General features: G+C 57.0%; 16 protein-coding genes and 1 pseudogene. 12 read left to right on the top strand and 5 right to left on the bottom strand.

The annotated features are described in order from the left end of the window. Positions 1-19: 19 nt before the first annotated feature. The 9 genes from treS to nanR all read left to right on the top strand — a co-directional run bounded on the left by treS (position 20) and on the right by nanR (position 10990). Positions 20-2083 carry a maltose alpha-D-glucosyltransferase gene (gene treS / locus ACP7E4_RS00085; protein WP_426110513.1) on the top strand — a complete coding sequence of 688 codons (2064 nt, stop codon included), beginning with the start codon at positions 20-22 and terminating at the stop codon, positions 2081-2083. A gap of 141 nt (positions 2084-2224) precedes the next feature. Further along, positions 2225-3490, top strand: a complete 1266-nt coding sequence (locus ACP7E4_RS00080) for a sensor histidine kinase (RefSeq protein WP_426110511.1) — start codon at positions 2225-2227, stop codon at positions 3488-3490. A 588-nt stretch (positions 3491-4078) separates the two neighbouring features. Beyond that, complete coding sequence (locus ACP7E4_RS00075; RefSeq protein ID WP_426110509.1) at positions 4079-5428, top strand: MFS transporter; 1350 nt, start codon at positions 4079-4081, stop codon at positions 5426-5428. Positions 5429-5439: 11 nt separating this feature from the next. Next, positions 5440-7206 (top strand): dihydroxyacetone kinase family protein, encoded by a 1767-nt coding sequence (locus tag ACP7E4_RS00070; protein WP_426110507.1) that lies wholly within the window; start codon positions 5440-5442, stop codon positions 7204-7206. Further along, on the top strand, positions 7199-7669 hold the full coding sequence (locus ACP7E4_RS00065; RefSeq protein WP_426110505.1) for a ribose-5-phosphate isomerase: 471 nt from the start codon (positions 7199-7201) through the stop codon (positions 7667-7669). The genes ACP7E4_RS00070 and ACP7E4_RS00065 overlap by 8 nt, the downstream gene beginning before the upstream one ends. Then, the gene (locus tag ACP7E4_RS00060; RefSeq protein ID WP_426110503.1) at positions 7666-8478 is read left to right on the top strand and encodes a triose-phosphate isomerase family protein; all 813 of its coding nucleotides are present in this window, start codon (positions 7666-7668) and stop codon (positions 8476-8478) included. The genes ACP7E4_RS00065 and ACP7E4_RS00060 overlap by 4 nt, the downstream gene beginning before the upstream one ends. Next, a complete protein-coding gene (locus ACP7E4_RS00055; RefSeq protein WP_426110501.1) occupies positions 8463-9269 on the top strand; it encodes a sugar phosphate isomerase/epimerase family protein in 807 nt (268 codons plus the stop codon). The genes ACP7E4_RS00060 and ACP7E4_RS00055 overlap by 16 nt, the downstream gene beginning before the upstream one ends. A gap of 4 nt (positions 9270-9273) precedes the next feature. After that, a complete protein-coding gene (locus ACP7E4_RS00050) occupies positions 9274-10149 on the top strand; it encodes a phosphogluconate dehydrogenase C-terminal domain-containing protein (RefSeq protein WP_426110499.1) in 876 nt (291 codons plus the stop codon). 148 nt (positions 10150-10297) lie between these two features. Beyond that, a complete protein-coding gene (gene nanR / locus ACP7E4_RS00045) occupies positions 10298-10990 on the top strand; it encodes a transcriptional regulator NanR (protein ID WP_426110497.1) in 693 nt (230 codons plus the stop codon). 268 nt (positions 10991-11258) lie between these two features. On the opposite strand, the gene ACP7E4_RS00040 is transcribed toward nanR, so the two are convergent. Together ACP7E4_RS00040 and ACP7E4_RS00035 are read right to left on the bottom strand one after the other, a co-directional pair. Continuing rightward, positions 11259-11759: a GNAT family N-acetyltransferase gene (locus ACP7E4_RS00040; RefSeq protein WP_426110495.1), complete on the bottom strand. Its 501-nt coding sequence runs from the start codon at positions 11757-11759 to the stop codon at positions 11259-11261. Between the two features lie 22 nt (positions 11760-11781). Continuing rightward, a complete protein-coding gene (locus ACP7E4_RS00035) occupies positions 11782-13578 on the bottom strand; it encodes a methyl-accepting chemotaxis protein (RefSeq protein WP_426110493.1) in 1797 nt (598 codons plus the stop codon). A 517-nt stretch (positions 13579-14095) separates the two neighbouring features. Between ACP7E4_RS00035 and ACP7E4_RS00030 the strand changes: the two genes are divergently transcribed. From ACP7E4_RS00030 to ACP7E4_RS00020, 3 genes are read left to right on the top strand one after another with little or no spacing between them, the layout of a single operon-like run. After that, positions 14096-14659: a TRAP transporter small permease gene (locus tag ACP7E4_RS00030; protein ID WP_426110491.1), complete on the top strand. Its 564-nt coding sequence runs from the start codon at positions 14096-14098 to the stop codon at positions 14657-14659. Then, positions 14656-15936, top strand: a complete 1281-nt coding sequence (locus ACP7E4_RS00025) for a TRAP transporter large permease subunit (RefSeq protein WP_426110489.1) — start codon at positions 14656-14658, stop codon at positions 15934-15936. Before ACP7E4_RS00030 ends, ACP7E4_RS00025 begins: the two co-directional genes overlap by 4 nt. 52 nt (positions 15937-15988) lie before the next feature. After that, positions 15989-17008 (top strand): TRAP transporter substrate-binding protein, encoded by a 1020-nt coding sequence (locus ACP7E4_RS00020; protein WP_426110487.1) that lies wholly within the window; start codon positions 15989-15991, stop codon positions 17006-17008. A 77-nt stretch (positions 17009-17085) separates the two neighbouring features. On the opposite strand, the gene ACP7E4_RS00015 is transcribed toward ACP7E4_RS00020, so the two are convergent. The 3 genes and pseudogenes from ACP7E4_RS00015 to ACP7E4_RS00005 all read right to left on the bottom strand — a co-directional run. Continuing rightward, on the bottom strand, positions 17086-17844 hold the full coding sequence (locus tag ACP7E4_RS00015; protein WP_426110485.1) for a slipin family protein: 759 nt from the start codon (positions 17842-17844) through the stop codon (positions 17086-17088). 2 nt (positions 17845-17846) lie between these two features. Further along, entirely contained in the window at positions 17847-18380 is a 534-nt protein-coding gene (locus ACP7E4_RS00010) for an NfeD family protein (protein WP_426110483.1), read from the bottom strand. A 1392-nt stretch (positions 18381-19772) separates the two neighbouring features. Continuing rightward, positions 19773-19985 (bottom strand): annotated as a pseudogene (locus tag ACP7E4_RS00005) (acetyl-CoA carboxylase biotin carboxylase subunit); the annotation flags it as partial.

The raw sequence follows: 19985 nt of genomic DNA, 5'->3' as shown, positions 1-19985 counted from the left end.
AAACGGATGATTGGAATTTATGACAACACCGGACAAGCAATATGTGGATTGGCTCGTAGAGCAATCGATGCTGAACGCGGCAAAACAACGGGCCAAATTGTATTCGGGGCAGGGCAGGCTTTGGCAGCGCCCCTTCGCCGAGGCCCGGCCGCGCGACGCGTCAGCCATCGCCTCCGTATGGTTCACAGCCTATCCGGCGTCCATTGTCACCCGCGAAGGCGGGTCCGTTCTGGAAGCCCTGGGTGATGAGACCTTGTGGCATGCGCTGTCCGAAATCGGCATTCAAGGCATCCATAACGGTCCGCTGAAAACCTCTGGCGGCTTGCAGGGACGCCAGCGTACGCCAAGCATCGACGGTAACTTCGACCGCATCAGCTTCGGCATCGACCCGGACCTGGGCACCGAAGCGCAGTTGTTGAACCTCAGCCGCATCGCTGCCGCGCATAACGCGGTGATGATCGACGACGTGATTCCTTCGCACACCGGCAAGGGCGCGGATTTCCGTCTTGCGGAAATGGCCTATGAGGATTACCCCGGCCTTTACCATATGGTCGAGATCCGTGAGGAAGACTGGCATTTGCTGCCCGATATTCCAGCTGGTCGCGATGCGGTCAATCTGATGCCGGAGGTCGTTGATCAGCTGAAAGACAAGCACTACATCGTCGGCCAGTTGCAGCGGGTGATCTTTTTCGAACCCGGCGTCAAAGAGACCGACTGGAGTGCTACCAGCATCGTCCAGGGCGTGGATGGCAAGGCGCGGCGCTGGGTGTATCTGCACTATTTCAAGGACGGCCAGCCTTCACTGAACTGGCTCGACCCAAGCTTCACCGCGCAGCAGATGATCATCGGGGATGCCTTGCACGCCATCGATGTCATGGGTGCACGGGTATTGCGTCTCGACGCCAACGGCTTCCTGGGCGTGGAACGCAAGGCCGAGGGCAATGCCTGGTCGGAAAGCCATCCGTTGTCCATCACCGGCAACCAGTTGCTCGGTGGCGCGATTCGCAAGGCGGGCGGTTTCAGCTTCCAGGAATTGAACCTGACGCTGGACGACATCGCGTCGATGTCCCACGGCGGCGCGGATCTGTCCTACGACTTCATTACGCGTCCGGCCTATCAGCACGCATTGCTGACCGGCAATACCGAGTTTCTGCGACTGATGCTGCGTCAGGTGCATGCATTCGGCATAGATCCGGCGTCGTTGATTCATGCGTTGCAAAACCATGATGAATTGACCCTGGAACTGGTGCATTTCTGGACGTTGCATGCCCATGACACCTATCACTACCAAGGTCAGACCTTCCCCGGCAACATCCTGCGCGAGCACATTCGCGAAGAGATGTACGAGCGTCTGACGGGCGAACACGCGCCTTATAACCTGAAGTTCGTCACCAATGGCGTGGCGTGCACCACCGCGAGCATCATTACCGCAGCTTTGGGCATTCGCGATCTGGACACCATTACCGACGCGGACATCCTGAAAATCCAGCACATTCACTTGCTGCTGGTGATGTTCAACGCCATGCAACCCGGTGTCTTTGCCTTGTCCGGCTGGGATCTGGTGGGTGCGCTGACACTGCCGGCCGAGCAGGTCCAGCACCTGATGCAGGACGGCGATACGCGCTGGATTCATCGCGGCGCCTACGATCTGGTGGATCTTGACCCCGAAGCGGAGTTTTCCGCTGGCAACATGCCGCGTCCGAAGACGCTGTATGGCAGCCTTGTCGATCAACTCAAGCGTCCGGATTCGTTCGCTTCACAGCTCAAGAAAATCCTCGCCGTGCGCCGCGCTTACGACATCGCCGCAAGCAAGCAGATCCTGATTCCGGATGTGCAGCATCCAGGCTTGCTGATCATGGTCCACGAGCTACCGGCCGGGAAGGGTACGCAAATTACCGCCCTGAACTTCAGTTCCGAGCCCGTCGTCGAGACGTTGCACCTGACTGACGTAGCGCCGGGCCCGGTGGTGGATATCATCAACGAGCGGGTTGAAGGCGATCTGACCGAGCAAGGTGAGTTCACCATCACCCTGGACGCTTATGAAGGTCTGGCACTGCGCGTGGTCAGTGCACTGCCGATTTAAAGCGCTTGCGCAGCGCGGCTTCAGTGTTCACTGAGCCGCGCCTGCCAACAACAATTCATGCGTTGACGAAATAACGACATTCCCCCTCTGATAATGCGCGCCTGGTTTTGGCTCAAGCGTCATGCATTCATCGGAAATTTCATGGATATCAAACACAGTCTCAAGCAGCGGATCGTGATCGTGTTCACGCTGATGAGTACGCTGGTGGCTATCGTCTTCGCCGCTGGCATCGTGGTAACCGTTCATTTTGTCGAGAAAAAACTCACCGTGTTATCTCTCGGCGGCGACCTGCATCGCCTGTTGGTCATGGAGGATGCCGCCAATTGGAGCCATCGCCCGGACAAGCTTTCGCGGTTCTACGTTGAAGGCGGGGCAGGTGATCTGGCCATGACCGATGACCTCAAACAGCTGACGCCAGGCTTCCACACCTTCGTGCGGGGGAAAAAATCCTATTACGCCATGGTCGACTCGGTCGACGGGCGCAGCTATGTCTTGTTGCGAGACCAGCGCAGCAGCGTGAAACGCGAACGCATTCTATTCGGTGTGGTGCTCGTGGGCTTTGTGCTCAGCGTTTTGCTGGCATTACTGCTCGGGCGCCTGCTGGCACAACGCGTCATGGCGCCTGTCGCCAAGCTGGCTGGCCAGGTGCGCCATCGGGATCAGATACTGGAGCTGGCGCCGTCCCTGGCACCCGAATACGCCAAAGACGAGGTCGGCGAGCTGGCCGTTTCCTTTGATGAGACTCTGGGGCGACTGCGCGCCGCGCTGGGGCGCGAAAAGCTGTTCACCAGCGATGTCAGCCATGAATTGCGCACGCCGTTGATGGTGCTGGCCAGCTCCTGCGAGCTGCTGCTGGAAAACCCCAATCTGGACCCGCGTTCACACGCTCAGGTAACCCGCATTGCTCGCGCCAGCGAAGGCATGCGTCAGTTGGTGGAAACCTTTCTGTTATTGGCGCGGATCGAGAGCGATAACAGCGGGCGGGGGCCGCGCTCGACCCTGAAAGCGACCGCCGATGAGCTGGTGGATATGTGGCGCAAACCCATTGAAGAAAAAGGCCTGGTTCTGCGCTACGAGCCTGGCGAAGCTCTGCCCGACCTGTACAACGCCACGTTGCTGCATTCGGTCATGAGCAATCTGCTGCGCAATGCCTGGCACTACACGGACGAGGGGTTCATTTGCCTGACACTGGATCCGCACGGCTTTAGCGTTCAGGACAGCGGTATTGGCATTCCGGAAGAAAAACAGCAGGCAATGTTCCAGCCGTTCGTACGCGGCGATGAACAACGCGGAGAAGGCCTGGGGCTGGGGCTTTCCCTGGTGCAACGCATTTGCGCTCATCAAGGCTGGAGCGTGACGCTGCACAGCCGGGTGCCCCACGGTTGTTGCTTCGACGTGCGGCTTTGAACGCACCGAGTTAGAACGAGGCTTGTACTTTCAATCGATTTTCGAACCGGAAAAATCGCCTTCGCGGGCAAGCCTTCAACGGATCTGCACGTACAGCCGATGCATTTGCATCTACTGGAATGCCGTCTTCCCGGCTAAAGCCGGTCCCACAGTGGGACCGGCTTTAGCCGGGAAGACGTCGGTTCAGACAATACGTCTGGCGCCTGGCGGTTGCCCCCGGACATGAAGTTTGGGGTGTACTCAGTTTGGTTTTTCATCAGGGCGAAATTTACAACCGTGGAAGCGCCGGCCGAATAACCAACAGAAAAATCATTTCTGGATGAAAGGTCAATGACCCTCGCGAAGGCTCAAGCTCGCGGGTTGTAGCGTTTCCACGTTCAAATCGCTCAAGATTGTCCAGTCGTCATACCATCATCCCAGTATACAAATGAAAAAACCCATGCTAAAAATTCAGCCAGGTCAGATCGCATCGTTCGGTGCTGACCCAGGTTTGGAGGCTGCCTTATAGCGTCCATAATAAGAAATCATCTCATCACATAAGCCTTGAACCGCGCTTGCGACAGGCCGTAGATGAGCCGGAGAAATGACATGCCCACGGTCTCCGCATCTCCCAGTATCGAGAAATCAGCTATCCGCAAAATCTCACTGCGACTGGTTCCGTTTGTTGCTTTGATGTTCTTCATTAACTTCCTCGACCGCACCGCAATTTCCTTCGCTGGCCCCAACGGCATGACCCAGGATCTGGGGTTGACCATTGCCCAGTTCGGCCTGGCATCCGGGATCTTTTTTATCGGTTACATCCTGCTCGAAGTGCCGAGTAACCTGGCGTTGCACAAGTTCGGCGCGCGCAAGTGGCTTGCCCGGATCATGGTGTCCTGGGGGGTCGTGTCGCTGTTGTTCACTTGGGTCAGCAGTCTGGAAGGGCTGTACACGCTGCGCTTCCTGCTGGGGATTGCCGAGGCAGGTTTCTTTCCGGGCGCGATTCTGTTCTTGAGTCTGTGGGTGCCTTCACGCTATCGCAGCAAGATTCTGGCGCTGTTCTATCTTGCGCAGCCACTGACCGTGGTGATCGGCGCGCCGCTGGCGGCCTGGTTGATCGGCCACGACGGTTTGTTCGGCCTGGCGGGCTGGCGAGTGATGTTCCTTGGGGTCTCGTTGCCAGCGATTCTGGTCGGTTTCATTGCCTGGTTCTACCTGGTTGACCGTCCTTCCGAAGCCAAGTGGTTAAACGCTGAAGAGAAGAATTGGCTGGTGGCTGAACTGGAAGCGGAACAGCAACAGACCCAAGCCAAATCCAGTCATCTCAGCGTCGGCCGCGCCATGCTCAATGGTCGGGTGTGGGTGCTGTGTTTCATCTACTTCGGCTTTATCTACGGGCTGTATGCACTCGCATTCTTTCTGCCGACCATCATCGGCGGCTTCCAGGCTCAGTTCGGCACCACCTTTACTGTGCTGCAGAAAGGCCTGATCACCGCGATTCCTTATCTGCCTGCGGCCGTCGTCCTGTACCTCTGGTCCCGGGATGCAACACGTCGCGGTTGCCGCACCTGGCACATCGCGCTGCCAGCGTTGACCGGTGCCGTCAGCATTCCCCTGGCACTGGCGATGGGTTCGCCAACTGCCACGGTGGCTGTCGTAACCATCACTGCCTGCTCGATCTTTGCGGCGCTGCCTAACTTCTGGACACTGCCTACCCAGTTTCTGACCGGCGCATCGGCCGCCGCCGCAGTGGCGTTGATCAATACCGTGGGCAACGTTGCCGGGTTCTCGGCTGGCTTTATCACCGGAGCGCTCAAGGAATCGACCGGCAGTTACACCGTGCCGATGTTCGTGGTCGGCGGCTTGATGCTCATGTCTGCGGTGCTGATGGTTGCCCTGGGCAGCAAGCGTCGCTTATCGGTCGATGGGCTGACGCCTGCACGTCCCGCGCAGCAATAAGGAGACAACCAATGACTCGTTTATTCAATCAGCCTTCTGCGTTTGCGGGCGAGCTTGTCGAAGGGTTTGTCGCCGCCCACTCGAGCATGGTGCGCCAGGTCCCTGGAGGCGTGGTGCGCAATACTCGCAGCACGGAAGGCTGCGTGGCCGTCGTCATTGGTGGCGGCTCAGGCCACTATCCGGCGTTCGCCGGGCTGGTCGGGCAAGGCCTGGCTCACGCCGCAGTGATGGGCAATCTTTTCGCATCGCCTTCGGCGCAGCAAATCTACGGCGTCGCCAAACTTGCTCAGCGTGGCGGCGGGGTGTTACTCGGCTATGGCAACTATGCGGGAGATGTCCTGCATTTTGGCCTGGCCAAGGATCGTCTCAACGCCGAAGGCATTCCTTGCGAAGTCATCGCGGTCACCGACGATATTTCCAGCGCGGCGGTTGATGAGATCCACAAGAGACGCGGCATCGCCGGCGATCTGGTGGTTTTCAAGGCGGCCAGTGCAGCGTCAGAAGCGGGTTATGAGTTCAGCGACGTGGTGCGCATCGCCCGGCATGCCAACGAGAGAACCCGCTCGCTGGGCGTGGCTTTTTCCGGCTGCACCTTGCCGGGCGCGGAACATCCGCTATTTGAAGTGCCCATCGGCAAGATGGCGTTGGGCATGGGCATTCATGGCGAGCCGGGTATCGATGAGGGCCCGGTGCCAACGGCTGATGAACTGGCGGAATTGCTGGTCGGTTCGTTGCTCAAGGAATTGCCTGTCGGTATTACTCAACCTCAAGGCCAGCGAGTCGCGGTCATCCTCAATGGGTTGGGCAGCGTCAAATACGAAGAACTGTTCGTGGTTTACCGGCGTGTGGCGCAATTGCTGGCCAACGTCGGCCTGAAGGTGATCGAGCCCGAAGTGGGCGAACTGGTCACAAGTTTCGACATGGCCGGGGTTTCACTGACCCTGTGCTGGCTTGATGAAGAGCTGGAACGCTTCTGGCGCGCCCCCACCTCAACTCCGGCTTATCGCAAGGGCAGTCTGCAAATCGCCGAAGCATTGAATGAACTCGACTTGCAGCCCATCGAGCAGCAGATCATTCCTCAGGCCAGTGCCAGGTCCAAGCGTTCGGCACGCTGCGTGGTGCAAGTGCTGGAAATCGCAAAGCACACGGTCTTGACCCACGTCGACGAATTAGGCCGTATCGATGCCGTCGCCGGTGATGGCGACCATGGCATCGGCATGCAGCGCGGTGTCAGCGCAGCGGTTGCCAAGGCCCACGAAGTCCTGGAACTGGGCGCTGGAGCTGGGACTGTCCTGCGTTTTGCCGCCGATGCCTGGGCGGACAAGGCGGGCGGGACGTCCGGAGCGATCTGGGGCGTTGCACTGACGGCATTGGGGAATTCCCTGGGCGATGTGCGCAGCCCGGATGCGACATCGGTCGCCGAAGGAATCCGCAAGGCCAGCGAAGGCATCATGCATTTCGGTAAAGCCCGGGTTGGCGACAAAACCCTGGTCGACGTGCTCGTGCCGTTCTCTCAATCGCTGGTGGATTCTGCTGCGCTGGGCCTGGAGCTACCTGAGGCCTGGAGCATCGCAGCCGTGGTCGCCGAGCAAGCCGCCGCAGCTACCGCGCAACTGCGACCCAGGATCGGTCGCGCCCGCCCGCTGGCAGAAAAAAGCCTGGGCACCGTCGACGCTGGCGCGTTTTCCCTTTCCCTGATTATCAATGCGATCAAGCCAGCAATGCTGGCTGGCGCGCCTGCCGCTTCCAGCCGCATCAAGGAGACAGTCCATGAGTGACAAACTACGAATCGTGATCGGTTGTGACGACGCCGGCTTTGAGTACAAAGAAGCACTCAAGCGTGATTTGCTCAGCAATCCGCTGGTGGAATTGATCAAGGATGTGGGCGTCGACAGCCAAAGCCATACGTCCTATCCATTGGTGGCCATCGCCGCTGCAGAGATGGTCGCCGCTGGCGATGCTGACCGGGCGCTGTTGATCTGCGGCACGGGCCTGGGTGTCGCCATTGCCGCGAACAAGGTGCACGGCATCCGCGCAGTGACCGCCCACGACAGTTTTTCCGTCGAACGCGCCATTTTGAGCAATAACGCTCAGGTGCTGACCTTCGGCCAACGCGTCATCGGTCTGGAACTTGCGCGCCGCTTGCTCAAAGAGTGGCTGACCTACCGCTTCGACGAGGGCTCGGCCTCTGCGCAAAAAGTGCAGACGTTGAACGAATACGAGCGAGTCAGCGCCCGATGAACACGCCCATCGTCACGCTGGGCGTCAGCCTGAAGATGTATTTCGGTTACCAGCACACCCTGCAATGGTGCCGATCCATCGCTGCGCAGTTGGAGCATGAGCCGAGCGTCCGCAATGGCGCGGTCCAGGTGTTTGTGATCCCCAGCTTTCCGATGCTGGCTCCAGCGCTGGAAATCTTTGAAGGCCTGGCACGGGTCGGCGCGCAGAATCTGTTTTGGGCAGACGAGGGCGCCTATACCGGAGAAGTCAGCCCCAAAGTACTCAAGGAAATGGGCTGCAACGTGGTGGAAATCGGCCATGCCGAGCGTCGCCGATACTTTGCCGAAACCGACCAGCAGATTGCCGACAAAACGGCCGCAGCCTGGCGCAATGGCTTGACCCCGGTGTTGTGCATCGGCGAAGACCAGCAATGTGCGCCTGCCGAGGCGGCCAGACTCTGTGCGCAACAGCTGACTGCGGCTTTGGCCGTAGCTCAAGGCGCAGGTCTGGCGGGTGATTTGATTGTTGCTTACGAACCGCAGTGGGCGATTGGTGCGGCACAACCCGCATCGCCGCACTACATCGGCGCGGTTTGCGCGGCGATGCGTCAGCACTGCATCGATACCGGCCTGCAAAATACCCGAGTGATTTATGGCGGCAGCGCCGGGCCAGGCCTGCTGACGCAGCTCGGGGCTCACGTCGATGGCTTGTTCCTCGGCCGCTTTGCCCATCAACCCGATGCCTTTGCCTCGATCCTCGGTGAAGCGCGGTCATTGGCACAGTCCCGTCGAGTATTGATAGAGGAGGGCGCCCAATGGCAATCGGCCTGAGCACCTATTCGTTCTTCTGGCGCGCCAGCGAGCGCGTGCCCAATCCACTCGATCTGCCCGCGATGCTGCAACAAACCGCAGCGCTGGGCGCGAGTGTTTTCCAGATCTGCGACTACAAAGGGCTGGAAGCTTTTTCGGTCACGCAACTTCGTGACCTGAAGCAGCAAGCCGACGAACTTGGCCTGACACTGGAATTGGGCACACGCGGACTGGAAACGTCCCATCTGCGCAAATACCTTGAATACGCAGCGATTCTCGATGTTCGTCTGCTACGCAGCATGTTCAACAGCAATACCAGCAAGCCGACGCCTGATCAGGCTTGCGCTCTGCTGGAGGCGATCATGCCAGCGTTTGTCGAGCAGAACGTCAAGCTTGCCCTGGAAACCTACGAACAGGTTCCGACCCGCACCATTCTCGACGCGGTCGAACGCGTTGACAGCCCGTGGCTGGGTATTTGTCTTGACCCTGGTAACTGCGTTGCGGCGCTTGAGCACCCGACCGATGTCATCGACATGACGGCCAATCGGGTGCTGAACCTGCACGTAAAGGATTTCAGTTTTTCCCGGCGCGACGGTTGGGTCGGCTTCACCTTTGCCGGCTGCCCGATGGGCGAGGGATTGCTGGACTACGACTACATGAAAGCCAGGGTTCGCCCGAACGAACGACACATCAATCAGATCATCGAGCACTGGCTTCCCTGGGAGCAGGATGCGGCGACTACCTGCGCGCTCGAAGATCAATGGACTCGACACAACCTGAACTATCTAAATACAAAACAGAGTGAGGAGTGACCCCATGACATACGAACTCAAAAAAATTGCCATTGTTGGCGCTGGTGGCAAGATGGGCATGCGTATTTCCGCCAATCTGCAAACCAGTCATTACAGCGTGACCTATTGCGAGAACTCTCCCCGAGCGCAAGAGCAAATCGTGGCGGCAGGACGCGAACTTTCCGTCACCAATCAAGTAGTGCCACAAGCCGACGTGGTGATACTTGCTGTTCCGGATATCGCCCTTGAGGCCGTCTCCGCGCAGATCGTGCCACAAATGAAAAGTGGCGCAATCTTGCTGACCCTTGATCCCGCCGCTTCTTATGCCGGCTTGTTGGCCCAACGGGAAAACATTCATCAAGCCGTGGCGCATCCCTGCCATCCTTCGGTATTTCTGGAACGCACCACCAAAGAAGAACATGCCGACGCCTTCGGGGGAAATGCCGCCGTGCAGGATGTTTGCGCAGCGTTCGAAACCGGCAACGACAAACAGCGTTCGGAATTGGCCAATATCATCGCGGTCATGTACGGGCCAGTGGGTGTCGTGCATTGGGTTACGGTAAAACAACTGGCGTATCTTGAGCCCACACTGGTGGAGACAGTCGCCTGCATGGTCGGCACCTTCATGAAAGAAGCGCTGGATGAAACGATCAACCGTATTGGCGTCCCCGAGTCCGCTGCCAAAGCCATGCTTTACGGACATATCCAGATTGCCCTGGCGGTCGCATTTCGCAGTACCAATCCGTTTTCCGATGCCTGCATGATTGCCATCGACTACGGTCGCGAAAAGATCATCAAACCGGACTGGAAAACCATTTTTGATGAGGAAGAACTGGACCTAATTATCGCGCGCATGCTGAAAATTGATGCCGTGCGCAAGGTCAAAGCTGACGCGGCTTGATCCAGTCAGTCAGGTGCAACACCACTCGGCCCGATGACAAGTCGTACGGGACCGGGTGGTGATTGACTGCAATGCTGTGCTCAAGGCTGGCTTATAATGGTGGCCGTCGTGTCTACCGTAATGCCTTTGCCTGGAGCTACTTTTCGCAATGCCTGAGATTAAAAAGCGCCTGATCCAACGCAAGAAGCTCTCCGATGTGGTCTTTGAACAGCTGCTTAGCCTGATCGAGGAAGAAAATCTTCAGCCTGGCGACCAAATGCCCGCCGAGCGAGAACTCATGGAGACATTCGGGGTAGGGCGCCCGGTCGTTCGCGAAGCAATGCAGCGTCTGGCGGGCATGGGCATGATCACTATCCAGCATGGCGAGCGGGCCAAAGTCGGCCAGGTCGACATGCACTCAATGATCGGTCAGATTGACCTCGCGGCACGTCATCTGCTGTCAAGCTCGGCATCCAATGTCGACCATCTTCGTCAGGCACGGACATTTTTCGAGACCGGCCTGGTCAAAATTGCTGCACAGAAGGCCACGCCGGCGGATATCGCGCGCCTGGAAGCCATTGTCGCGAACATGCACAAGTTCCAGGACAGCCCGGACTTCATTACCATCGACATGGAGTTCCACGGCGAAATCGCCCGTATTTCAGGCAACCCTATTTATGCGGCAATCTCTCGCGCCATTCTTGAATGGATGGCTGATTATCGTCAGGAAATGCTGAGAGCCAAGGCGCGAGAACTGACCATCGCTGAACATGAGGAGATTCTCAAGTTCATCAAACAAGGCGATGCCAATGGTGCCGAACAGGCGATGCATGATCATCTGGTGACGCACGTCGGCGATTGAGGCCGGTAACGTGAAACATGTAGGTGCGAACTTGTTCGCAAGCCGGAATACCGGAAACAGCGCCTCGCCAACAAGTGGGCTCTCATCAAACACCGCAGAAGTATCTGACCTATGAGGAACCAGTGGGACCGGATTTATCCGGGAAGGCGGCATTTCTGACGACGAAATGCAGTGAATGAACCGGCCTCTTCCCGGATAAATCCGGTCCCACATGTTCGGTCTTTGCCGGGCGACAGTGTCGTGCCAACAATACGGCGAAATCTCCTGCCTAGCTCGATAGGACGAGTCGGTATTCGTCCTCCGGCTGGTTTTTTTCGGATGAAGGATCAAGGATAAATCCGCACCGAGTGAGTACTTTCCTGGAGCCGACGTTACCTTCGTAGACCTTGGCAATAAGTTGCGTAAGCCTCCAGCGCGTCTGCGCCTCTTCGATCAGATGTTTCAGCGCCAGTGTTGCCAGCCCTTGTCCGCAAAGGCGTTGATCAATCCGATAGCCGACCTCTGCGCAACCGATTGGAGCGTTGATGTTTTTCAGATTTGCCCGACCAACTATTTGCACACTGCAATCTTCGATAATAAACGGGTGCCAGCTCCCGATAACAAAATCGGCCAGATAACCCGCAATATGATCGGCGACACCCTGCAATGAATAAAAAGCAGGCGCACGGGCATCGATATGCGATTCGAACCAGTCACGGTTACGGACTTCAAATGCCAGCAACGCCTCGACGTCAGTACTTTCCAGCTTGCGAACGTTGAATGTATTCATCGAGGGCTGCTCCTTGCGCGCTTTATTCTGCCAACAATACCGCCGCATCAAAACCCATGCGCAGATTGCCCCAATGGCGGCCGTCAAAGAACAATGGCACGTCGATTTCGGTCATGATTTCCCCGGTGTCGCGCAGGTAAGTCTGGAGCAGGAAACGCTGGACATTACTCGCTGCCCGCAAGCCGATCGGGTCGCTGAACATTCGCTTGTTACGGCAGACGGGCAGGTCGACAGTGCGGTCGCCGGTTGGCGGTTTCGAAACCCAGCTGTTGTTGACCGGGCAATAGCCCTTGTTGTCGACAATGAACGAAACCTTGCCACCTTTTGTGCCCTTGGTCAGCTTGTCGCATTCTTCCTGACACGCCTGCGCGAAGCGTTCGGTGTAGCTGGTCATGTACTGCTTGGGATCCGTGTTGGGAATCAGCTTATAGCTCTGGTCGAACAGATTGAGCCCTTCGCGGTGCAGTACCGCCAGGCGCTGCTGAAGGATGTCGCGGCATTCGCTCGCGCGGGTAATCGCTGCGTCCAGCGCGCCATGGCCGAGGACAAACTTGCCCAGCAGCGTCTGCACCCGTTCGGCAACACCTAACAGGTCGCGGGTCGCCGTGGCTGAAAGCACCATGCGCTGATCAATGGACTGACTGTCGGCGTAGATCTGGGTGACGCGCTCGTTGATTCCGGTATTGCTCTCGGCAAACTGCTGAATGTGTTCGGCAATGTCGGCGAGCTTGCCGTTGGTTGACTCAAAGTCGCCGATCATGCTCTCGAAATGGCCAGAGGCGCGTTCGACGACCTTGCGGGTTTCCCGGGCGCTATGGCTGATGTGGGCCGTTTGCTCATGGGTGGAGCCGACTTCCAGCAGCATGGCATCGATGTTGTGCGAGATATCGTCAGTGGCCTTGCTGACGTTCTGCGCCAGCGTGCGCACTTCATCAGCCACTACAGCGAAACCGCGCCCGCTTTCACCTGCACGTGCCGCTTCGATCGCAGCGTTGAGTGCCAGCAGATTGGTTTGCGAGGAAATCTTCTGAATCAGGCCTACGATGGATTTGATGCTCGACGAACGATGGTTCAATGCGGAGACAAGGGTGCTGAATTCGTTGAGGTTGTTGGAGATTTCACTGATGTTGCCGGTGACTTCCAGCAGTTCGGCATAGGAGTTGCGGGCCATGCTCAGGTTCTGCGCAGTCGTACTGGATATCCCCTGGGTCTGTTGCGAAACCTCCTGGATATTGCCCACCGCCATGTTGCTTTGGTCCATCACTTCCTTGGCGAAACGGGCCTGATGGGTTGCGCTGTCGCTGGAGTCGCTGATGTTTTTCAGGGAGCGCGCCGACTCGACAGCAATTTGCACAGTCAAGGCCTGGATCGTACTGATGATTTCCCGTTGTTTGCCCAGAAAGCGGTTGCAGGTACTTGCCAGCCCGCGGATCTCATCATGGGTCAGCAGCGGTAAATCTTTGGACAAGTCGCCGCTACCGCTGGCAATTTCTTCAAGGACCTTGGTCATATGCGTGACCGGGCGCACGATCAGGTGACGAAAATACCAGACCAGGAAGCTGATCATGCACAGCGTGAACACAGTGCTGAGCAGAATCGCGCCGCTGAGTGCGTCCAGGCTGCCTTCGATCTGGGCCAGTACGCTCGCATCCAGTTTTGAGTTGCGCAGCTGCTGGAGGATGTCGGCCTGAATCCTCAAGGCAACCCAGTACAACAGCCCACTGACCACGACAAGCAGGAAAAGGCTTGAGAGCTTTTTGGTGAGTGAATCGAAAAATTGCATCTCGATGGACTCATACAAAGCCTTAAACATCCGCATGCCGCTGCTCCTTCGCAAGGTTATAAAAACCATTCTTCAATGGGTAGTCGTCGACCGCAAAGGGCAAAGCTTTAATTAAAGCTGCTGCTTCACACTGATCCTGAAAACCATCAGCCTTGGCTACAGGACAAAATCATCGCCATTTCCACGGAAAAGTGATCGTTAATCGCACGCTTTATGAGCTCCCGACATCAAATACCTATTTGGATGTTGACCGAATTAACCGGTTAGTACATTTTTAGCGACATACCTTGGTCATCATCGCCAGGACAACAATAAAAAATAATAGAGGCCTTCCCATGCAGCAGGCATTGCTCGCTTTTACCTCCCCTTGTGCTCACCTCCCAACCACGCAGCATGTCTCGTCATGTCGCCGTTCGCCCGCGGACTTTTCTTAACCCAGGCATAAAGGCTGGTTCAGCCAGTATTACGCGCGGCGCAGCCACGGGAGCCAAACCCGTTTGCCTTTGCAAAGTCGCGTCAAGCGTGTCGGTTTCGAGGCAGTTTCGAGGTAACAATGACAAGAATTGTTGGGCTGTATTTCAAACTTCTGAAGTCGCTGATTGTGCTGTGCATGGTCGCGATGATCGTGCTGGTCTTCGGCAACGTGGTACTGCGTTATGCGTTCAATTCCGGGATCAGCGTCTCTGAAGAGCTGTCGCGCTGGTTTTTTGTCTGGATGATTTTTCTTGGCTCGCTGGTAGCGCTCAAAGATCGGGCGCATATGGGCCTGGACAGTCTGGTCAGGCGCTTGCCACCGCGCGGCAAGCGCATTTGCCTGGTGATCGGTCATGTCTTGATGCTTTACATCTGCTGGCTGGTGTTCAGCGGTAGCTGGCAGCAGGCGGTCATTAACCTGGAAGTGGTGGCGCCCGCATCGGGTTTGTCCATGGCGCTGTTCTATGCCGCAGGCCTGGTGTTTGGCGCCAGCGCCGGCGCAATCCTCATCTATGAGTTGTACCTGGTGGTAAGCGGCAAGCTGGGGGATGACGAGCTGGTGATGGTCAGAGACAGCGACGCAGCGGAGGAGATCGACGCTATCCAGAAACAGCAGTCCACCACCAAGAGAACGCACCCATGACCCTGGCCATTTTCCTCGGTTCGCTGATCGCCACCATGGCCTTGGGTATCCCGATCGCCTTTGCCTTGTTGCTGGTCAGTGTCGCGCTGATGCTGCAACTGGACCTGTTCGATGCGCAGATCATTGCGCAGAACCTGCTCAACGGGGCCGACAGTTTCCCGTTGATGGCGGTGCCGTTCTTCATGCTCGCAGGCGAGATTATGAATGCCGGCGGCCTGTCCAAACGCATCGTCAACATCGCCATGGCGTTAGTCGGCCACAAGCGCGGCGGTTTGGGCTATGTGGCAATCATTGCCTCGTGTCTTCTGGCGTCCTTGTCAGGCTCGGCGGTGGCCGATGCGGCCGCGCTCGCCGCGCTGTTGGTGCCGATGATGGTCCAGGCCGGGCATAACCGCGCGCATTCGGCTGGTCTCATCGCTGCGGGCGGGATCATTGCGCCGGTAATTCCGCCAAGCATCGGGTTCATCGTTTTCGGTGTCGCGTCCGGCGTATCGATCTCCAAGTTGTTCCTGGCGGGAATCGTGCCGGGGCTCATGCTTGGCGTCGCGCTCGCAGTGGCCTGGTGGTTTGTTTCCCGCCGCGAGAACATCGCACCGCCTGCCAAACAAAGCCTGGCCCAGATCATGCGGGCGTTGGTCGAAGGCAGCTGGGCGCTGGGCTTGCCGCTGATCATCGTTTTCGGCCTGAAGTTCGGCATCTTTACCCCCACTGAGGCGGCCGTGGTTGCAGCGGTTTATGCCCTTTTCGTGTCGCTGGTGATCTACCGGGAGTTGAAGATCAACCAACTGTATGACCTGATTCTGGCTTCAGCAAAGACCACATCGGTGGTCATGTTTCTGGTCGCGGCGGCCATGGTCTCGTCGTGGCTGGTGACCATCGCCGAATTGCCGGATCAACTGGCGGGGGTACTTGAACCCTTCATGGATAACCCGACCATGTTGTTGATGGTCATCATGCTGCTGGTGATTCTGGTCGGCACGGCGATGGACATGACCCCAACCATCCTGCTGCTGACGCCTGTATTGATGCCGGCGGTGGTCATGGCAGGCATTGATCCGGTTTATTTCGGCGTACTGTTTTTGATCAACTGCGCCATTGGCTTGATCACGCCCCCCGTCGGCACGGTGCTCAATGTGGTGTGCGGAGTTTCCAAGATAAGCATGGATGAGATCATCCGTGGCGTCTGGCCATTCATGCTCGCCCAATTCGTAGTGTTGTTTCTGCTTGTGCTGTTTCCTTCGCTGGTTCTCGTACCGTTGAAGTTTTTCACCGGTTGATGTCGGTGAGCATCCCAGTAACTCGACTTCTAAAAACAATATGGAGAGTGACATGCAAACAATCATTAAAACCCTGCTGGCCGGAGCCTGCGCAACAAGCCTGTTGCTGGGCAGCATGGCCAGCCACGCAGCGGAGATTCGAGAGAGAACCCTGCGCTTTGCGTTCCAGAACGTTCAAGAGCACCCGCAGGGGCAGGGCGCCAAGAAGTTTGCCGACCTGCTGGCCGAGAAAAGCGGCGGCAAGATCAAAGTGAAGCTTTTCCCGGGTGGCACCCTGGGCGGCGATGTGCAAACCGTTTCCGCATTGCAGGGCGGCACGCTGGACCTGACCGTGCTTAACTCCGGCATCCTGGCTGCCCAGGCCAAGGACTTTGCGATGCTGGACTTCCCATTCCTGTTCAACAATGTCGAAGAAGCTCACGCCGTGATCGATGGCCCAGTAGGTCAGAAACTGGCCGCGCAACTGGACAGCAAGGGGCTGATCAGCCTGGGTTACTGGGATCTTGGTTTTCGCAACATCACCAACAACAAAGGCCCCATTAACAAACTGGAAGACATGAAAGGCCTGAAGCTGCGCGTCATTCAGTCGCCGATCTATCTCGCAACGTTCTCCGCGCTGGGCGCCAACCCTGTGGCGATGGCTTTCCCGGAGGTGTATACCGGTCTGGAGCAGGACACCATTGATGGCCAGGAAAACCCGTTTACGGTGATCGAAGGCAGCAAGCTCTACGAGGTTCAAAAATATCTGTCGGTGACTGGCCACATATTCAATCCGCAGTCGTTCATCATTGGTAAGAAAACCTGGGATCGTTTGAATGATGATGAAAAGAAAATAATAAAAGATGCTGCGCAAGAGGCCCAGGTGTTCCAGCGCGATGTCACTGCGCAGAGCATGGAAAAAGCGCGCGGCAATCTGGAGAAGCGCGTCACGGTGAATGACATTTCTCCTGAAGAGAAAGACCGTTTTCGTGAGCGTGTGCAGCCAGTTATCAAGGCGTTCTCCGAAGGGCTTGATAGCAGCCTGGTGAAAATGATGTACGACGAAATCGCCAAGGTTCGCGCTGGACAGTAAAGATCTTGAGTGAGTGGTTAGTTGGCCGTGCAAGCCCCGTCGCACTATTGCTGCGGCGGGAAATGCCCGTCAATGCATCACTCTCCGGATGACAGGTCCGCCATTCCCTTGAGCAATTCGATAGGCAACGGAAAGACGATGGTCGAACTCTTGTCCCCGGCAATCGAGCTGAGGGTTTGCATATACCGCAGTTGCATGGCGCCGGGTTGCCGGCCGAGCATTTCCGCAGCTTGCATGAGTTTTTCCGAAGCCTGCAATTCGCCTTCAGCGTGAATGACCTTGGCCCGGCGCTCTCGTTCGGCTTCGGCCTGTCTGGCAATGGCGCGGATCATCGATTCGTTGAGATCGACGTGTTTGATCTCAACATTCGCGACCTTGATACCCCACGCGTCAGTCTGAGCATCCAAAACTTGCTGAATGTCGAAGTTCAGGCGTTCCCGTTCAGCCAGTAATTCATCGAGTTCATGTTTACCCAGCACCGCGCGCAGTGTGGTCTGGGCCAGTTGACTGGTGGCCATGAGAAAGTCTTCGACCTGGATGATGGCTTTCTGAGGATCCAGGACGCGAAAGTACAGCACGGCATTAACCTTGACCGAGACGTTATCCCGGGTGATGACGTCTTGCGCAGGGATATCCAGCACCACCGTGCGCAAATCAACCCGGACCATCTGCTGGACCACCGGGATCAACAGGATCAAACCGGGCCCCTTGACCTGCCAGAACCGCCCGAGCTGGAACACCACGCCACGCTCGTATTCGCGCAGGATGCGAAAGGCCCCTGCGGCCAGCACAATCGCCAGCAGGAGCAGCGCGACAAAACCCAGTTGCAGGCCCATGATCAGTCTCCCTCCAGCGCCAATTCAGCGGCGGTCACTTCCAGCAATAGTCCTTTGCGCGCCGTTACCTGGACACGCTGCCCCGTTTGCAGTGGCGTAGCGCTCAGCACCTGCCAATGCTCACCTTGCAGAAGCACCCAACCGCTGTAGGCATCGTCGGCTTGCAACCGGGTAATCCGGGTTACGCTGCCCAGCAGTCCGGCATCGCCACTGACAATTTGGCGCGGCCGGGTTTTCAACGCACGGACCAGCAGGAAGGCCAGCAACAGCGCGCTGATCAGCCCCAGACCTACGATCAAGGGCGCGGGGACCTCGGTGTTGTTCAGAATGATCGCGCCTACGACAAACATCACTATCCCGCCCAGCCCGATCACGCCGTAGTTGGGCACTGCCGCTTCGGCGATCAGAAACGCAACACCAAAGGTGATCAGCCAGATCCCGAGAGGATTGGGAGGTATCAGCACGACGGCGTCGGCTGCGAACAGCGATGTGCTTATGGCTAACAGCATCGCAACAAGAAAACAGCGGGTGTTCACTTGACCCTCCGGGAGAGTCATTTTGGCTCTGTTTAAAGTCTAGTTGAATCTTGCCAGAGTGGGTTCGCGACTACGAAGAGCCATCTGTATGCGAACGGTATGATCCCTGTGCGCACGCCTCGAATTAGTAAAGAAGAGGGCAGTCGAAAGTGCCCGCGAAGTGTTGCGAGTGGTCGAAGCCGGCAGGGCCTGGCAATGGGAACCTTGCTGGACGTGCCAGCGTCCAGACAGCGGCAGTTGATGGCTGCGGACTTCGATCACTCAGGCGATAATGTCAATTACTCCCGGGGGTATTCGGGTAACCATCGCCGATGTTTCTGGATGCCTCTACTTCATCGTCAACAAACTGCTCTGCTGCTACAGGCGCATTAGGATGCATCGAATGTGAACCGCTTCTTCCGATTGCCTGGACGTGGTCGTTTGCCTTGTCGTAGTAGCTGGCAGGCGCTGAGTATGTCGAGGACGGTCGGGAAGTAGTCTCGCTAACGGTGCTGGTCCCGTTGTGTTTTCTCGGTGGGTCTGCAAGCGCTGTCAGGCAGGCTGCGGTTAGCAGAGCTGCTGTAACTGCGCTCAGTGAGGTGATACTCATTGTTGTACGCCTCCTTATTAGAGTCGCACATTAAAGTGTGGACTAAATGGCAAAAGCAGCGTGCATTAGCGACCAACGGCCTTACAGGCGCGAGCGTGTCACCTTAGCCGATAAGATGAACCACCAAGTTCAACAGTGCGTTGCTTGTATAGTGATTTTAATTTGATTTGCGACTTGAAACTGAAGAGCGCCTCGAATGCTACCGACTAAACCTACTAAATAGCTCAACTTAAGGCATATTTAGTTTAGTTATAATTTAATCGAATATTAAAGGGCAGGGCACCGCAAAACTATAACGGTTTGAAGCTCGTCATCCCAGCAGTTTTGCACGTTGATACACAAACAATCACCTTGCGCTGGAACACAAACTGCCCTTAGCCGGCCGGTGCTGTTTCCGGTGTGATAACCGCAAAAACATACAATCCCGAAAGAGCCCGTGACGCTCATAGGCAGCCACGAGATCGCGCTGGGCCAGCATCCACTCATGTCATTTAGCTGCGATGGGTGCCAATGCCTATCTCGGCGGCCCAGATCAAACCAAAGAGCAGAGAAAGGTCCGTTGCGTAGCGGAGTCGTATTTGCCACCGGCAATAAATCTTTGCAGCAGAAACAGCGGGTGATCGAAATCATCATGTCGGCGACTAACCAACTGATGGAAAACAGCGTGGGTGAAGCATGACTGCAAATGATGGCCTTTGAGCACTATTTGTGGGGCTTAGAGTAGACGGCTTCACATACCGTCATTGGGACATGGATACGGTCGGGGCAAGCCATAATCATCGGACTAGCCCCGGTCATCGATTTCAATCCTGATTTGCCAACTTTTGCTCCAAGTAGTGAATGTTCACACCACCTTCACAGAAGCCCTCATCACGAACCAAGTCTCGATGCAGCGCAATGTTGGTCTTGATCCCGTCGACCACGATTTCGTCCAGGGCATTGCGCATGCGGGCCATGGCTTCGTCGCGCGTTGCGCCCCAGGTGATCAGCTTGCCGATCAACGAGTCGTAGTTGGA

Origin of the sequence: Pseudomonas sp. DSP3-2-3 (assembly GCF_049898225.1) — a bacterium.
GTDB lineage: Bacteria > Pseudomonadota > Gammaproteobacteria > Pseudomonadales > Pseudomonadaceae > Aquipseudomonas.
The sequence above is the reverse complement of the archived record's forward strand: the minus strand, read 5'-3'. Positions and strand labels throughout refer to the sequence as shown.

Excerpts from the sequence above, each read along its gene's own strand:
- treS (WP_426110513.1), top strand. The coding sequence starts at position 20 with ATGACAACACCGGACAAGCAATATGTGGATTGGCTCGTAGAGCAATCG.
- ACP7E4_RS00080 (WP_426110511.1), top strand. The coding sequence starts at position 2,225 with ATGGATATCAAACACAGTCTCAAGCAGCGGATCGTGATCGTGTTCACG.
- ACP7E4_RS00075 (WP_426110509.1), top strand. The coding sequence starts at position 4,079 with ATGCCCACGGTCTCCGCATCTCCCAGTATCGAGAAATCAGCTATCCGC.
- ACP7E4_RS00070 (WP_426110507.1), top strand. The coding sequence starts at position 5,440 with ATGACTCGTTTATTCAATCAGCCTTCTGCGTTTGCGGGCGAGCTTGTC.
- ACP7E4_RS00065 (WP_426110505.1), top strand. The coding sequence starts at position 7,199 with ATGAGTGACAAACTACGAATCGTGATCGGTTGTGACGACGCCGGCTTT.
- ACP7E4_RS00060 (WP_426110503.1), top strand. The coding sequence starts at position 7,666 with ATGAACACGCCCATCGTCACGCTGGGCGTCAGCCTGAAGATGTATTTC.
- ACP7E4_RS00055 (WP_426110501.1), top strand. The coding sequence starts at position 8,463 with ATGGCAATCGGCCTGAGCACCTATTCGTTCTTCTGGCGCGCCAGCGAG.
- ACP7E4_RS00050 (WP_426110499.1), top strand. The coding sequence starts at position 9,274 with ATGACATACGAACTCAAAAAAATTGCCATTGTTGGCGCTGGTGGCAAG.
- nanR (WP_426110497.1), top strand. The coding sequence starts at position 10,298 with ATGCCTGAGATTAAAAAGCGCCTGATCCAACGCAAGAAGCTCTCCGAT.
- ACP7E4_RS00040 (WP_426110495.1), bottom strand. The coding sequence starts at position 11,759 with ATGAATACATTCAACGTTCGCAAGCTGGAAAGTACTGACGTCGAGGCG.
- ACP7E4_RS00035 (WP_426110493.1), bottom strand. The coding sequence starts at position 13,578 with ATGCGGATGTTTAAGGCTTTGTATGAGTCCATCGAGATGCAATTTTTC.
- ACP7E4_RS00030 (WP_426110491.1), top strand. The coding sequence starts at position 14,096 with ATGACAAGAATTGTTGGGCTGTATTTCAAACTTCTGAAGTCGCTGATT.
- ACP7E4_RS00025 (WP_426110489.1), top strand. The coding sequence starts at position 14,656 with ATGACCCTGGCCATTTTCCTCGGTTCGCTGATCGCCACCATGGCCTTG.
- ACP7E4_RS00020 (WP_426110487.1), top strand. The coding sequence starts at position 15,989 with ATGCAAACAATCATTAAAACCCTGCTGGCCGGAGCCTGCGCAACAAGC.
- ACP7E4_RS00015 (WP_426110485.1), bottom strand. The coding sequence starts at position 17,844 with ATGGGCCTGCAACTGGGTTTTGTCGCGCTGCTCCTGCTGGCGATTGTG.